We start from the raw sequence: 15151 nt of genomic DNA, 5'->3' as shown, positions 1-15151 counted from the left end.
GGGGAGCAAGGTGGGTCAGGGTAATGTCATCGGCGGCTAGACCGGGTTCACCGCGCGCATGGCGGCGATATCGCCCCCGGTGATGGCGGCGAAATTGGCGCTGATCACATCGTAGGGCCAGTCCCACCAGGCGATGTCGAGCAAGGCGGCGGTAGTCTCCGCATCGAAGCGCGCCTTCAGCTCACGCGCCGGGTTGCCGCCCGCCACGGTGTAAGGTGCGACGTCCTTCACCACCACGGCACCGGCCGAAATGATCGCCCCGTCGCCGATGGTGACGCCCGGCATGATGATCGCGTTCATGCCGATCCACACGTCGTTGCCGATCACCGTGTCGCCCTTGCGGTCGGGCAGGTCCATCAGCTTGACCACGTCGGCCATCTCCATGCTGCTATCGAGCATGAAGTTGGTAAACGGATAGGTCGAGAAACCGGAGGTGTCGTGGTTAGCCGAGCTGGTGATGATCCGCACCCCGTGCGCGATCTGGCAGAACTTGCCGATCACCAGCTTCTCCTTGCTCGGCGGATAGATGTACGGCGCGAGGAACGCCGCATAGTCATCCAGCGCCTCAAGGTGGCCGAAATAGGTGAAGTCGCCGATCTCGATGCGCGGGTGGTCGATCACCTGATTGAGGTGCACCACGGTCTTCACCTCGGTGCCATCGGGCAGGACCATCGGATATGTCTGGCTGGGATCGAGCTTTCGCACGGCGGCACCTCTTCAAAAGTTCAGAACAGGTGCGCGCTCGTAGCGGTCAGCGCATCGTAAAGGAAGCCAGATCACCCGACGACATGGGCCGCGCCCCAAGGAAGCCCTGCCACTTCAAACAGCCCTCGGCCGCGACAATCTCCTTTTGCGCCTCGGTCTCCACCCCCTCGGCGAGGACATAGAGATCGAGCGCCCGCGCCATCGCGACAATGCCGCGCAACACCGCGAGGTCGCGGGGGTCGTCGGCCAGATTTTCGATCATCGAGCGATCGAGCTTCAGGCCCGTCAGCGGCAGCATGGTGAGGTAACGGAAGTTGCAGAAGCCCGCGCCGAAATCGTCGAGCACCACCTGCATTCCGCAGTCGGCCAGTTCCTGCAACCGCTGAGCCGAGCGATCCAGCTCGATCACCAGCGCCTGTTCGGTGATTTCCAGAATGATCCGCTCGGGCGCGATCCCCGCCTCATTGGCCGCCTCGGCCAGCACTTCGGCGAAATCGCTGGCGGCGAGATCCGTACTCGTGACGTTGAGCGAGATATTGAGGTGCTGCGGCCAGTCGCGCGCGCCGAGCAGCGCCTTGCGCACGATATGGCGCGAGAGCTGGCCGATGTGATCGGCCCGCTCGGCAATCGCCAGCATCGCCCCCGCGCCGACCCGTCCAAGCGTCGGATGCTCCCACCGCGCGAGCGCCTCGGCACCAACCATTGCGCCGGTCTCGGTGCAGAACTGCGGTTGATAGACGATGGCGATCTCGTCGCGGCCGAGCGCCGAAATGAGGTCGGCCTCAAGTTCGTGCGCGCTGCGGTCGGGCAGCGAGCGTGTGCCATCGACCCAGCAGAACCGTTTGCCGGGATTGTGCCGTCCGCTCTCCAGCGCCTCGCCCAGCCGCGTCACCATCCGCTCGGGGCTTTCCCCGGCCACGGCGCGCAGCAGCGCCATGCGCGGCCACAGACGGACAGGTGCCGGTGCCTCGATGCTGGCGAGCGGGCGCGCGATGTCGAGCGCCAGTTCCTCGGCCAGCCACTGCCAGCGTTCGCGGCTGGAGGCTTCCATCGCGGCGATCAGAAAGGTGCTGCCGGTGACGCGCGCGACCAGCCACTCGCGGTCGAATTCGGTGCGGGCAAAGGCAGTGATGCGGCCTGCAATCTCGACCAGAGCGCGATCACCCGCCGCCTTGCCATAGGCCAGGTTGACGGCGGAGAAGCGCTTCAGCGACAGCAGCATGGCGTGGATCGGGGCAACCTGCCCCGGATCTGCGCCTGCCTGCCATTCGCCCAACTGTTGTATGGCTGCGTGGGCGTTGAATACGCCGGTCAGCCGGTCCTGACCATCGGTCTCATGTAATTCCATCGCCGCCGCCCCTTGCGCCAAACCGGCGCGGAATGCGCGCGCGCAATTGACTACGTTGCAAATCGGGACGCCGCTTCATAGTACTGCCGCTGCTTTTCCGCAGGGACCGTTCATATGGCCGAGCACGAATTCACCAAGCTGGCGCTGCTCCACGCGCAGACCGACCGCGCCGCCGAGGTCGCGCGCGATCTGCGCGAGAAGATCGCTTTCGTGCCGGTGGACGAGGCCGATTGCGTCGTTGCGCTGGGCGGCGATGGCTCGATGCTCGATGCGTTGCACCATATGCTCGATACCGGACGCAAGTTGCCGGTTTACGGGATGAATCTCGGCACGGTCGGCTTTCTGATGAACCGCTGGCACGGGGCCAGCAGCCTTGTCGACCATATCAACCGCGCCAAGATGATGCGCGTCGCCCCGCTCAGCATGACCGCCACGACCCAGAGCGGCGACACCACCAGCTACTATGCGATCAACGAGGTCAGTCTGCTGCGCGAAACGCGCCAGACCGCCAAGATCGAAATTCTGGTGAACGAGCGCGTGCGCATCCCCGAACTGGTGGGCGATGGCGTTTTGCTCGCCACCCCGGTCGGCTCGACAGCTTACAACCTTTCGGCCAACGGGCCGATTCTGCCGCTCGATTCGCATATGCTGGCGCTGACGCCGATCAGTCCGTTCCGCCCGCGCCGCTGGTCGGGCGCGATCCTGCCCGACTGGATGACCGTCACCTTCCGCGTGAACGAGCCGGCCAAACGCCCGGTGGCGGTGGTGGCCGACCAGAAGGAAGTGCGCGACGTGGCCGAGGTGAAGATGGCGATCGCGCGCGACAAGGAAATGGTCATGCTGTTCGATCCCGGTCAGGCGCTCGACGAACGGATCGTGTCCGAGCAATTCGCGCATTGATTCTCGCTCCGTCGGCCCATCCGGGCTGGCGTCCTCGCGGCGGTTCGCTCCGCCTTTGCGCCGTTTTTGGCGTAAATGCGCATTCCCTTGGCACTTTTTTCGAAGCCCTGTCAGAAAGCCGAAAACAGGCCTTGCCAAACCAGAATCACCCCCATATAGGCGCTCACCTGCCTCAGGGTTGCTCCCCGATAGCTCAGCGGTAGAGTAGGTGACTGTTAATCACTTGGCCGTAGGTTCGAATCCTACTCGGGGAGCCATTTTCCACTTCATCTAAGTGCGATAACTCAGCCTGAAGGCCTGCGCCCCAGCGCGGTATTACCTTTTTGGCAAAGCTTGTGCGCAGTCGCTTGCCTAAAGCCGCTCCTCCGCTCATCCTGCCTGCCATAACAGGACAGGGAACCTCGATGATCCGCCACGCTATCGTCCGCGCCGCACTGCTCGGCGCTGCCAGCCTGCTCGCCTCCACTCCGCTGGCCGCGCAGTCGATCCTTCCCGGCACGTTCGACCCGGCGATCCCCGAACTGCGTACGGTAGTGGGCCATGCCCCCGGCGATGAGATCACCGCGCCCGCCGATGTCCTCACCTATATGCAGGCGCTTGCCGCGGCGGCTCCTGACCGGGTGCACCTGATCGAATATGCGCAAAGCTGGGAAGGCCGTCCGCTGGTCTATGCGGTGATTGCCAGCCCCGCCAACATGGCCCGGATTGATGCGATCAAGGCCGATATGGGCGAGCTGTCACGCGGCCTCGCGCCTGCCGCCGCCAGCGCGATTATCGAACGCACCGTGCCCGTCACCTGGCTCTCCTACGGCGTTCACGGTGACGAGATTTCCTCCACCGATGCGGCCCTTGCCCTCGCCTATCACCTGCTCGCCTCCGAGCGCGACGCGGCGGTCGATACGATCCTTGCCAACAGCGTCGTCATCATCGACCCCTCACAAAACCCCGATGGCCGCAACCGCTTCGTTCAGAGCACCATGGCAGCGCGCGGACTGGTGCCGCAGGCCGATCCCGATACCGCCGAGCACGACCAGCCCTGGCCCGGCGGACGCGTGAACCATTACCTGTTCGACCTCAACCGCGACTGGTTCGCGCTGACCCAGCCCGAAACGCGCGGCAAGGTTGCTGCCCTGCGCGACTGGCAGCCGGTGGTCTTCGTCGATGCGCACGAGATGGGCGGCGAAAGCACCTACTTCATGCCGCCGGTGGCGAACCCCATCAATCCGAACATCACCACCAACCAGATCGCCGCGCAGGAGCTTCTGGGCCGCAACAACGCCGCCGCGCTCGATGCCATCGGCCAGCCTTATTACACTCGCGAAGTGTTCGACGCCTTCTACCCAGGCTATGGCGACAGCTGGCCGATGCTGAACGGGTCCATCGGCATGACCTTCGAACAGGCCAGCTCGCGCGGCCTCGTCTACGAGCGGCCCGACGGCAGCTTGCTGACCTACCGCGACACGGTGCGCAACCACTTCACCACGACGCTTGCCACGGCCTACACTGTCGCCACCAACGCGCGCCGCTTCCTCACCGACTATGCCGACTATCGCCGCAGCGCCGCCACGGGCGAGGCCGGGCGCGGCAGCTATCTGATCGACCTTGCCTCGCGCCGCTGGAACGCCGAGCAGCTTGGCCGCCGCCTCGCCTTGCAGGGCATTGCCGTGCGGCAGGTGGGCGGCCCGGCGAGCGCGTGCGGCAAGAGCCATCCGCAAGGCTATCTCGCGGTGCCGCGCGAGCAGGGCACCGGCCGTCTGGTGCGCGCGCTGCTCGATGAGCAGACCGACCTGCCCGCCTTCTTCGTCGCCGAGCAGGAGGACCGCCGCAGCCGCGACCTGCCGCACGAACTTTACGATTCGACCGCGTGGTCGCTCGGGCTGATGTCGGGCGTGGACGTGTCGCTGTGCGGCAATGCCGCTGGCGGTGTGGCGCTCGCTGCCGACACCCCCCTGCCCGACCGCACCGAAGCGCCAGGCGCGTTCGGGCTCGCCGTTCCGTGGAGCGACAGCGGGCAGGTCCGTCTGGTGGCCGAAGCCTTGCGCGCCGGTCTGACGGGTCGCTCCAGCTCCGAAGCCTTCACGGCGGGCGGGCGCACCTATCCGCGCGGCTCGGTGGTGTTCACCGCCGCCGCCAATGCGGGCAAGCTCGGCGAGCTGAACGCGCTCGCGCGCACCATCGGCGCGGAAACCCGCGCGCTCGCCAATGGCTGGGTCGAGGACGGCCCCAATCTCGGCAGCGACAGCACCGCCGTGCTCACTGCCCCACGCATCGCGATGCTGTGGGACGATGGCGTTTCGCCGCTGTCTGCCGGGGCGCTGCGCTATGTGATCGAGCAGCGGCTCGCCATGCCCGTCGCGGCGATCCGCACCGGCAAGGTGAGCGAAGCCGATCTGAGCCACTATGACGTGGTGCTGGTGCCCGATGGCAACCCGGCCCGCGCGCTTGGGGCGAGCGGTGTCTCCGCGCTGTCGCGCTTTGCCGAGGAGGGGGGCTTGCTGGTCGCCATCGGTCGTTCGATCATGGCGCTCAACCGCGGCGACGAGCCGCTGCTGGCGACCCGGCCCGAGAGCGCCGCCGCCATGCGGAACGCCAAGGAAAAGCCCTCCCCCGAGGGTGCCACCGCGCCCGGCACCGAGATCGCCACGCTGGCCGACTATCGCAATCTGATCGGCAACCCCGATGCCATGCCCGACATCATTCCCGGCGCCTTGCTCAACACCGCCGTCGATCCCGACACCATCCTTTCGGCAGGCTACGAGGCGGGTCCGGTGGTCAACGCCAGCGGCAACCTCATCTTCACCCCGCTCGCGCGCGGAACGGGCACCAACGCGGTGCGCTATGCCGCGCCCGAGGAGCTGCTTGCCAGCGGCTACATCTGGGACGAGAACCGGCGGCAGATGGCGTTCAAGCCCTACCTGATGGCGCAGGAACACGGCGACGGTCTGGTAGTCGGCTTCGCGCAAGACCCGAGCACGCGCGGCTATCTCGACGGGCTCGACCTGCTGATCGCCAACGCCGTGCTGCAAGCGCCAGCGCGCTACCGCTAGATAAAGCCCTTCCCCGTGGGGAAGGGTTGGGATGGGGGTTCCACGCCAACCAGTGTTCGGGCCCACCCCCGGCCCCTCCCCAAGGGGAGGGGAGCAAGTGGCAGCAGACTTCAGGTAGCCGCTGCAAGCTTCGCATCGAGCAGGCGCACCGCCTGCAACGCGATCAGCGCGGCGAGTGCGATCATGCCCGCGCCCGCATACCACGGCAGATCCATGTTCAGCGCGAACAGCGCGCCGAAAGCCGGCGGGGCGAGAATGCGCCCGATGGCGTTGGAGGCCATCAGCAGCCCCATGGTGCTGCCCTGCCGCTCGGGCGGGGTATTGCGGCTGAGCAGCGCCCCGGCAGAGGGAAAGGCGAGGCTGTGCCCGGTCATCAGCAGGCCCATCAGCGCAACGCCAGTGAAGGGCGTGCGGATGATCGGCTGCAGCAGCATCGCCAGCACCAGGCAGGCGAGCCCGATCATGATTACCCGCGCCTCGCCAAAGCGCGCGACCAGCGGGCCGATCAGCACCAGCTGCGCGAACAGTCCGCCGCCGCCGATGGCGAGGAAGGCCCAGCCCAGATCCTTCGCGCTCCATCCGAAGTTCGCCTCGCTCCACAGGCCGTAGATCGCCTCCATCGAGGCAAAGGCGGCGATGCCGAAGAACGAGATCACGAACAGCCGCGCCAGCAACGGCTCGGCCGAGACAAAGGCGAAAGCCTCCGAATACTTCGGCAGCGGCCGCCCCTTGCCCGATGGCTCGACCGCATCGCGCAGCACGATAAAGCACCAGATGCTCGCCATGATCGACAGCGCCCCGGCGATCAGGATCGGCGCGTGGAAGCTTTGTGCCGCCACTTCCTCGCCCGCGAACAGCCCGCCCAGCACCGGCCCGAAGGCAAAGCCGAGCGAGAAGGCCGCGCCGAAATAGCCCATCGTCTTGGCCCGCCGCTCAGGCGGAGAAACGTCGGCGATAAAGCCCTGCGCCACGCTGAGCGTGCCCGAGAAGAACCCGCTGACGATACGGATGGCGATGGCCGCCCACAGGTTGGGCGCGAAGGCGAAAGCGATATAGGTCAGCCCGGCGATAAACGTGGTGACGTAGAACACCTTGCGCCGCCCCCAGCTATCGGACTGGCGGCCCCAGTGGATCTCGCCGAACACGTTGCCGAACGAATAGGCCGCAAACAGCAGCGCGATCTCGAACGAGCTGGCCGAGAACACCTGCCCGTAAAACGGCAGCAACGGCAGAATCAGGCTGAACCCGGCGATGTTGATGAACACTGCCACCAGCAGCGGGGGAAGGCGCTTATCCATGATAGCGCGGCTCCGAAAGGCCAGTGACACCAAGGTCGTCGATCACATAGTTCCACCCGTCACCCTCCTCCGGCTCGCGGCCAAGGAACGATGGGTCGATGCTGGGCACGAACAGCCGGTCGAGCTTCTCGCCGAAGAACATGCAGCTGGCGGGTAGCCTGGTGGGCATTTCGATCACCTGCTTCACCTCGCCCTCGGGCGACAGGCGCAGCACCACGCCGCCCTCGCAGATCGCCGTCCACAGGTCGCCATCGGCGGACACGGTGCAGCCATCGGGGATCGGGCCATAGTCGCTGGTGTCGAAGAACGCGCGCCGGTTCGTGGCTGTGCCGCTCGCCATGTCGTAGTCGTAGGCGTAGATCAGATGCGCCATGCTGTCGGCGTGATAGAGCGTGGCGCCATCGGGCGACCAGCACGGGCCATTGCCGAGCGTCAGCCCGCTATCGAGCTGACGGATCGTGCCCCGATCGAGCGCGAACAGCCCGCCCACTGGCTCGCTCGCCTTGCGGTGGCTGGTGCCGAAGATGAAGCGGCCCGCCCGGTCGACCTTGCCATCGGCAAGCTGGATGGCCGGATTGGCCGGATCGATCAGCGCCAGCGGCTCGACCGCGCCGGTGGCGAAGTCGAGGCTATGCACCCCGTTAACCAGCGCCACGATAGCCCCGCCCTGCTCGCGCAAGGCCATCGAGCCGATCATGTCGGGGACATCCCACTGCCGGTGATCGCCCGAGGCCGGATGCCAGCGAAACACCTTCTGCGCGAGGATATCGATGTAGAACAAGGCCTGTTCGGCCACGTCCCACAAGGGCCCCTCGCCCACCTGACAGCGCGGCAGGTCCAACCTCGAAATTCGCATCGCCCTCTCCTCTCTCGCGAGAGGTTACTAACGAGCGTTACGATTATAACAAGTACCTGCTGCTCAGACGGCGCCGTGACAGTGTTTGTACTTGTTGCCCGAGCCGCACGGACACGGCGCGTTGCGGTTGATGTTCTGGTCCTTGTAGGGATCGCTCGTCTCCGCGCCGCCGGGGCCGACGGCCGCCACGGGCGAACCCGCCAGCGAGCCGAACAGCGGCGCAAACCGGGCCGATCCGTCGCCGTCGTTCGAATTGTCCTCGCCCGAGAACGGGTCGATATGGCCGGTGAGGAAATCGGGCAATTCGGGCAGCGCCGCCTGCTGGGCGGGCTGTGCAACCCGGAACTGCGCAGTCAGCAGCACGCGAGTTACATCCTCGCGCAGCGTATCGAGCATGTTCTCGAACAGGCCGAAGGCTTCCTGCTTGTACTCGTTGATCGGCGTCTTCTGCGCATAGGCGCGCAGGAACACCACTTGCCGCAGCGCGTCGAGCGTGGCGAGGTGTTCCTTCCAGTGATGGTCGAGCCGTTCAAGCAGGATACCCTTCTCGTTGGCGTGCCACACCTCCGTGTCGAACTGCGCCACACGCTCGGCGAGCTTTTGCTCGGCGATTGTTTGCAGGCGTTCCTCGATCAGCTCGGGGTCGACGTGCTCTTCCTCCAGCCATTCGTCGAACGGCGGGGTTTCGCCCATCACGTCCTCAACCTTGGCCTTCAGTGTCTCGATGTCCCACTGCTCGGGATAAGAGCCCGGCGGGCAGGCACCCGCCACGATGGCATTGATCGCGTCGCGGCGCATTTCCTCGACCACGTCATCGACCTTCTCGGAGTCCATGATCTCGGCGCGCTGGTCGTAGACCACGGTGCGCTGGTCGTTCATCACGTCGTCGTATTGCACGACCTGCTTGCGCATCTCGTAGTTGCGCGCCTCGACCTTCTTCTGCGCGGTCTCGATGGCCTTCGAAAGCCACTTCGAGCCGATCGCCTCGCCGTCTTCGAGGTTCGAATTCATCATCTTGGCGAACAGCGTATCCGGCCCGAAGATGCGCAGGAGGTCGTCCTCCAGACAGAGGTAGAAACGCGACAGGCCGGGGTCGCCCTGACGGCCCGAACGGCCACGCAGCTGGTTGTCGATGCGGCGGCTTTCGTGGCGCTCGGTGCCGAGCACGAACAGACCGCCCGCTTCCTTCACCCGCGCCTTTTCGGCGGCGATCTCTTCCTTGATCCGGGCAATGGCGGCGTCCTTCTCGGGGCCGTCTTCGAGATGGCTCAGCTCATCGCCGATGCGGAAATCGAGGTTGCCGCCGAGCTGAATGTCGGTGCCGCGCCCGGCCATGTTGGTGGCGATGGTGACGGCGCCGAAACGCCCCGCCTGCGCCACGATATGCGCTTCCTGCTCATGCATACGGGCGTTGAGGACGTTGTGCTTCACGCCCTCCTTGTCGAGGAACTGGCTGAGCAGCTCACTCTTCTCGATCGAGACCGTGCCGACCAGCACCGGCTGGCCGATTTCCTGCTTCTCCTTGATCGCCTTGGCGATGGCGGCGAACTTGTCGAGCGTGTTCTTGTAGAACTGGTCTTCCTCGTCGACGCGCGCGATCGGCAGGTTGGTCGGGATCTCGGCCACGTCGAGCTTGTAGATATCGAAGAACTCGGCCGCCTCGGTGGCGGCGGTGCCGGTCATGCCCGAAAGCTTGGGGTACATGCGGAAGTAGTTCTGGAAGGTGATCGAGGCCATGGTCTGGTTCTCGGGCTGGATCTCCACGCCCTCCTTCGCCTCGACCGCCTGATGCAGACCGTTCGACCAGCGGCGGCCGTCCATCATGCGCCCGGTGAACTCGTCGATGATGACGACCTTGTCGTCCTTGACGATGTAGTCGGTGTCCTTCTTGAACATCTTTACCGCGCGCAGGGCCTGGTCGAGATGGTGGACGACCTGGGTGTTCTCGACATCGTAAAGATTGTCGGTCGCCAGCAGCCCGGCGGCGAGCAGGCGCTGCTCCATGATCTCGACGCCGTCCTCGGTCAGCTGGACGCTGCGGGCCTTTTCGTCGGTCTCGTAGTACTCTTCCTCAAGCTGCTTCACCACGGCGTCGATGGCGAGATACAGCTCGGACTTGTCCTCGGTCTGGCCGGAGATGATCAGCGGGGTGCGCGCCTCGTCGATCAGGATCGAGTCGACCTCGTCGACGATGGCGAAGTTGAAGGGCCGCTGCACCATCTGGCTGCGCGAATGCTTCATGTTATCGCGCAGGTAGTCGAAGCCCAGCTCGTTGTTGGTCGAGTAGGTGATGTCGGCGGCATAGGCCTCGCGGCGGGCGTGCTCGGGCAGGTTGGGCACGATCACGCCCACGCTCAGGCCGAGGAACTCGTAGAGCTTGCCCATCTCCTCGGCGTCGCGGCGGGCGAGGTAATCGTTGACGGTGACGACGTGGACGCCCTTGCCCTCGATGGCGTTGAGGTAGGTCGCAAGCGTTGCCATCAGGGTCTTGCCTTCGCCGGTCTTCATCTCGGCGATCTGGCCGCGATGAAGCACGATGCCGCCGATCAGCTGCACATCGAAATGGCGCATCCCATAAACGCGCTTCGAGGCTTCGCGCACGGTGGCGAAGGCCTCGGGCATCAGGTCGTCAAGCGACTGGCCCTCTTCGAGTTTCTGACGGAACTTTGCGGTTTGCGCACGCAGCTCGTCGTCGGAGAAATCGACCAGCTGCTCTTCCAGACCATTGATTCGGGCGACGATTTTCTCAAGCTGCTTGATGTACCGGTCGTTGGAGGAGCCGAACAGGGACTTGGCGATAGACTGCCACATGGGGTGGATTCCTGACTGTGAATATGGAGGAGCCGCGCGGGCAAGCGGCGCGGCGGAAAACGCGTGCGGTAAAGGGCGCGCCGAAGCGCGGGAGGCGCTATTCCAGCGCGCGGTCTGCCTGAAGCTGGACCGTGGGGCTCCACACGACGACCGGACGCCCGGCGCACGGACGCGCCATCGGAACCCGGGCCGCCTTGCCGGCCGACAATTCGAGCGGTGCTGCAACGATAGTCGAGCAGTCGCCGCTGTCTGCGGCTTCCGCCATCGAGACGACGCCCGCCTCCACCGCACGCGCAGGCTCTGCGACAAGCGCAAAGCCCGACATCACGGCAAGCAGGGTCAAAAGACGGCGAAGCATTATGGGTTCAAATAGCGATTGTTGAGGCGAAGTCCATCACCAGGCGCTGCTTTTGCGCAATGCCGGGGTGCGGAACACTAATCCTGCAGGATCTGGTGCTCGACTGTAATTGTCGTGCGGATCACAGCGCGCACGGCATTGCCTTCGGCATCACGAACGGGCTCGAAGGCAACGCCAGCGGGACACCGCGGCTGTGTCACAGCGGCAGGCATAGTGCCTACTAACGCGCAATCGCTTACCGTGCCATCGGCACCCAAAGTCACTTCCATTGTGACCGATCCCGGCTCGGGCACGGACGGCAAGGAATCGTCGAAACCAAATACCACGCTCGTGCGGTGAAGCCCGTTTACAGGCCGGCCGTTGACATCGCGGGCCGGCTTGAACTTCCCCCGCTGTGTCAGCCTCACGCATACGACTTCGTCCATCGGAGCATAGCCGCTCGTTTCGACAATGCGGCAGTTTTTGACTTGTCCATCGGCGTCAATAGCAAGCTCTGCGCGAACAATACCTCCGGTCTCATGCTGATACAGGTCCGGAGGCCAATCTTCCGAGGTAACCCATGTCGATCTGTCACCGACAGGCACCGGGTCGGACGGGACTTCGTCCCTCGCCTGCAATGGCGTTGCAAGCAAGGTGCCCACTACAAGCGCCGGTCCAGCGCAATATCCTGCAATTTTCCGCATTGCCAAGCGGTAACGTCGCGAGACTTTCCGGTAAAGTACTTCGCGGCCTTTCTGTTCGTTGTTGAAGCTGCCTCGCTGTTAAATTACTGGCCTCGCATGGACATCGCCACTTCGCCGCTCGCAAAACCCTTCCCCGCCATGGAGCCTGTCGCCGGCGTCACGCTGCGCGTGGCGCGTGCGCATTACAAGACGTGGGACCGCTGCGACCTGACCTATGCCGAACTCGCCGAAGGCACCGCCGTTGCGGGCGTATTCACGCGCAATGTCTGCTGTTCGTCCGAGGTCGAGCTGGGGCGCGAGCAGGTGAAGCTGGGGCACGCGCGGGCGCTGGTGGTCAATGCGGGCAATTCGAACGCCTTCACCGGCTATCGCGGGCGCGATGCGGTGGAGCAGATCATGGCGCAGGTCGCCGCGCATCTGGGTTGCCAGCCTGCGGAGGTGTTCGTCTCCTCCACCGGAGTGATCGGGGTGCCGCTGCCCAAGGACAAGGCCGAAGCGGGCGTCGCTGCCGCACTCACCGCCGAGCCGTGCTCGTTCGAGGCGGCGGCCGAAACCATCGGCACCACCGACACCTTCGCCAAGGGCGCCAGCGCCACGGCGATGATCGGCGAGACAAAGGTTACGATCAACGGCATCATCAAGGGCTCGGGCATGATTGCGCCCGATATGGCGACGATGCTCGGCTATATCTTCACCGATGCGGCGGTGGAGCCTGCCTTCCTGCAGGCTTGTCTCTCTGCCGCCAGCGAGCCGACCTTCAACTGCATCACGGTCGACAGCGATACCTCGACCAGCGACACGGTGCTCGCCTTCGCGACCGGCAAGGCGGGCAATGCCCCGCTCGCGCATGGCGATGACGCGGGGGCCGACGCCTTTGCCGCCGCGCTGCACGATGTCTGCCGCCAGCTCGCCCATCTGGTGGTGCGTGACGGCGAAGGCGCGAGCAAGTTCATCGCCGTGACCGTCGAGGGCGCGGTATCGGATGAGAGCGCGCGCAAGGTCGGGCTGGCGATTGCGAACTCGCCCTTGGTGAAGACCGCCATCGCGGGCGGCGATGCCAACTGGGGCCGCGTGGTGATGGCGGTCGGCAAGGCGGGCGAGCCGGCAGACCGCGACAAGCTCGGCATTGCGTTCGGCGGGGTCTGGGCGGCGAAGGACGGCCTGCCCTTGGCCGACTATGACGAAACCCCGGTTGCCGAGCACCTGAAGGGCGACGAAGTGGACCTGACTGTCGATCTCGGCCTTGGCGAGGGGACCGCCACCGTGTGGACCTGCGATCTCACCCACGGTTATATCGCAATCAATGCCGATTACCGCTCGTAATACTCCCCTCCCGTTCACGAGAGGGGCAGCGAGACTTGCAAGCTTGCTTGCTAGTCGCAGCGGGGTGGGCCTGGCGGCCCAATCCCACCCCCAGCCCCTCCCGCAAGCGGGAGGGGAGTTTTGAGCGACATTATGGCCTTACATGCAGAGGTAGAAGCCCTGCTGCGCGACGTGACCGAACGCGCCATCCTCCCGCGCTTCCGCAACCTTGCCGAGGGCGAGGTCGAGGACAAGGGCGGCAACGACCCGGTCACCGTGGCCGACAAACAGAGCGAGGAAATGCTGGCCGAAGGTCTGGCGCAGATCATGCCCGGCCTCGCCATTGTCGGCGAAGAGGCGGCCCATGCCGATCCGCAGGTGCTCGAAGGGCTCAAGAGCGACTGCTGGATCATCGACCCCATCGACGGCACCCGCAACTTTGCCGCCGGTAAGCCGCCGTTCGGCATCCTGCTCGCGATGGCCTCAGGCGGAGAAGCGCACACGGGGTGGATCTACGACTGCCTTTCCGGTCGCCTGTGCGTGGCGCACAAGGGCAAGGGCGCCTTCGTGAACGGCGAACGGATCACTGCCCTCCGCACCGGTGAAACACCGCCCGTCGCGGCGATCTCGCTGCTGTTCATGGACGAAGCCAAACGCGCGGCGATGACCGATCATATCGCCCCGCACTACCGCCTCGTCGACGTGCCCTACTGCGCCGCCGAACAATATCCGCGGCTTGCGCTGGGGACCAACGATGTGTCGATCTTCGAGCGCACCTTGGCATGGGACCATGCCGCCGGGGCGCTGTGGCTCAACGAAGCGGGCGGAAAGGCCGCGCGGCCCGATGGCTCGGCCTACCGGGTCGACCAATGGGAGCGCAAAGGCCTGATCGGCGCCGCCTCGCCCGCGCTGTGGGACGACATGGCCGAACGGCTCTCTGCCCTGCCCTGACCATCATGCTCCCCTCCCCTTGGGGAGGGGCTGGGGGGTGGGGGCTCGACGCTGGCTCGCTCGGAACCCCCATCCCAACCCTTCCCCAAGGGGAAGGGCTTTGCGCGCTCTAGCCCGCAATTGACCCGGGCCGACGGGTCAAATCAGAGGTTGCTCTCAAGCCAGTTCTTGAGCGCGTTCTTCGGCGCCGCGCCCATCTGGTGCGCGACCACCTTGCCGCCCGAGAACAGCGCCAGGAACGGGATCGACTGCACGCCCATCTGCCCGGCGACATCTGGGTTCTCCATGATGTCCATCTTCACGATCTCGACCTTGCCGGCGAGTTCGTCTGAAATCTCTTCGAGCGCCGGGGCGATCATCTTGCACGGGCCGCACCAGTCGGCCCAGAAGTCCACCAGCACGGGCTTGTCGGCCTCGAGCACGTCGGACTGGAAGCTGGCGTCGGTCACTGCTTTGGTTGCCATCGAAAATCTCCTTGTCTTTCGTGCAATCTAGTCATTGCCCGTGGCGGGACAATAAGCACGGGGCATAGCTTTATTCGGTGCCCGCGAAGCCGGGCTTGTGCGCTGCCAGCACCGCCTCGGGCAAGGCGATCAGGCGCGGAACCTGTGTATAGAGCACGGCGGCCTCCACGCTGCGCCCCGGATAGATCACCTCCAGCGCCGCGACATAGGCCGCCATCTGCGCAAGCGTCGCCTGCGGCACCTCGGCCAATTCCGAGGGCGGACGGCGCGCGGTCTTGAAATCGGCGACAACAATGCGCTCGGGCGTCACCAGCAGCCGGTCGACCGTGCCCGCGACCACCTCGCTCCCTACCACGGCGGCAAGCGGCACCTCGGCCAGCGCCTCGGGGCCGAACAGCGCGCGCCACTCGGGCTCGGCCAACACGGCC

13 protein-coding genes and 1 tRNA gene are annotated in these 15151 nt (G+C 65.3%); 5 read left to right on the top strand and 9 right to left on the bottom strand.

Features of this window, described 5'->3' with window-relative positions; translation table 11 throughout:
- Window positions 1-36: 36 nt before the first annotated feature.
- Both D2V17_RS21915 and D2V17_RS08330 read right to left on the bottom strand, forming a co-directional pair.
- Window positions 37-705, bottom strand: coding sequence for a CatB-related O-acetyltransferase (locus D2V17_RS21915; protein WP_281270559.1), 669 nt, complete (start codon window positions 703-705; stop codon window positions 37-39).
- 46 nt (window positions 706-751) lie between these two features.
- Window positions 752-2053 (bottom strand): GGDEF domain-containing phosphodiesterase, encoded by a 1302-nt coding sequence (locus D2V17_RS08330; protein ID WP_119592611.1) that lies wholly within the window; start codon window positions 2051-2053, stop codon window positions 752-754.
- Window positions 2054-2167: 114 nt separating this feature from the next.
- Between D2V17_RS08330 and D2V17_RS08325 the strand changes: the two genes are divergently transcribed.
- From D2V17_RS08325 to D2V17_RS08315, 3 genes are all read left to right on the top strand, one after another.
- A complete protein-coding gene (locus D2V17_RS08325) occupies window positions 2168-2953 on the top strand; it encodes an NAD kinase (RefSeq protein ID WP_119592610.1) in 786 nt (261 codons plus the stop codon).
- Between the two features lie 182 nt (window positions 2954-3135).
- A tRNA-Asn gene (locus D2V17_RS08320) sits at window positions 3136-3210 on the top strand.
- 147 nt (window positions 3211-3357) lie between these two features.
- Window positions 3358-6000 (top strand): M14 family zinc carboxypeptidase, encoded by a 2643-nt coding sequence (locus D2V17_RS08315; protein ID WP_119592609.1) that lies wholly within the window; start codon window positions 3358-3360, stop codon window positions 5998-6000.
- 110 nt (window positions 6001-6110) lie between these two features.
- Here the strand turns inward: D2V17_RS08315 and D2V17_RS08310 are convergent, their stop codons facing one another.
- The 5 genes from D2V17_RS08310 to D2V17_RS08290 form a co-directional block, all read right to left on the bottom strand.
- Window positions 6111-7298: an MFS transporter gene (locus D2V17_RS08310; RefSeq protein WP_119592608.1), complete on the bottom strand. Its 1188-nt coding sequence runs from the start codon at window positions 7296-7298 to the stop codon at window positions 6111-6113.
- Window positions 7291-8154, bottom strand: coding sequence for an SMP-30/gluconolactonase/LRE family protein (locus D2V17_RS08305; RefSeq protein ID WP_119592607.1), 864 nt, complete (start codon window positions 8152-8154; stop codon window positions 7291-7293). The genes D2V17_RS08310 and D2V17_RS08305 overlap by 8 nt, the downstream gene beginning before the upstream one ends.
- Window positions 8155-8217: 63 nt before the next feature.
- Window positions 8218-10965: a preprotein translocase subunit SecA gene (gene secA, locus D2V17_RS08300; RefSeq protein WP_119592606.1), complete on the bottom strand. Its 2748-nt coding sequence runs from the start codon at window positions 10963-10965 to the stop codon at window positions 8218-8220.
- Between the two features lie 97 nt (window positions 10966-11062).
- Window positions 11063-11323, bottom strand: coding sequence for a hypothetical protein (locus D2V17_RS08295; RefSeq protein ID WP_119592605.1), 261 nt, complete (start codon window positions 11321-11323; stop codon window positions 11063-11065).
- A gap of 77 nt (window positions 11324-11400) precedes the next feature.
- Entirely contained in the window at window positions 11401-12006 is a 606-nt protein-coding gene (locus D2V17_RS08290; RefSeq protein ID WP_119592604.1) for an energy transducer TonB, read from the bottom strand.
- Between the two features lie 96 nt (window positions 12007-12102).
- Between D2V17_RS08290 and argJ the strand changes: the two genes are divergently transcribed.
- Entirely contained in the window at window positions 12103-13329 is a 1227-nt protein-coding gene (gene argJ, locus D2V17_RS08285; protein WP_119592603.1) for a bifunctional glutamate N-acetyltransferase/amino-acid acetyltransferase ArgJ, read from the top strand.
- Between the two features lie 132 nt (window positions 13330-13461).
- Window positions 13462-14259: an inositol monophosphatase family protein gene (locus D2V17_RS08280; RefSeq protein ID WP_119592602.1), complete on the top strand. Its 798-nt coding sequence runs from the start codon at window positions 13462-13464 to the stop codon at window positions 14257-14259.
- Window positions 14260-14402: 143 nt separating this feature from the next.
- On the opposite strand, the gene trxA is transcribed toward D2V17_RS08280, so the two are convergent.
- Together trxA and D2V17_RS08270 are read right to left on the bottom strand one after the other, a co-directional pair.
- Window positions 14403-14723 (bottom strand): thioredoxin, encoded by a 321-nt coding sequence (gene trxA / locus D2V17_RS08275; protein WP_119592601.1) that lies wholly within the window; start codon window positions 14721-14723, stop codon window positions 14403-14405.
- Between the two features lie 70 nt (window positions 14724-14793).
- A partial coding sequence (locus D2V17_RS08270; protein ID WP_191229126.1) for a PD-(D/E)XK nuclease family protein occupies window positions 14794-15151 on the bottom strand: 358 nt, incomplete at its 5' end.

It is taken from the genome of Aurantiacibacter xanthus, assembly GCF_003584015.1.
Taxonomy (GTDB): Bacteria; Pseudomonadota; Alphaproteobacteria; order Sphingomonadales; family Sphingomonadaceae; genus Alteraurantiacibacter; species Alteraurantiacibacter xanthus.
Note: the sequence above shows the minus strand (reverse complement) of the source record. Positions and strands in the feature narration are given on the sequence as shown.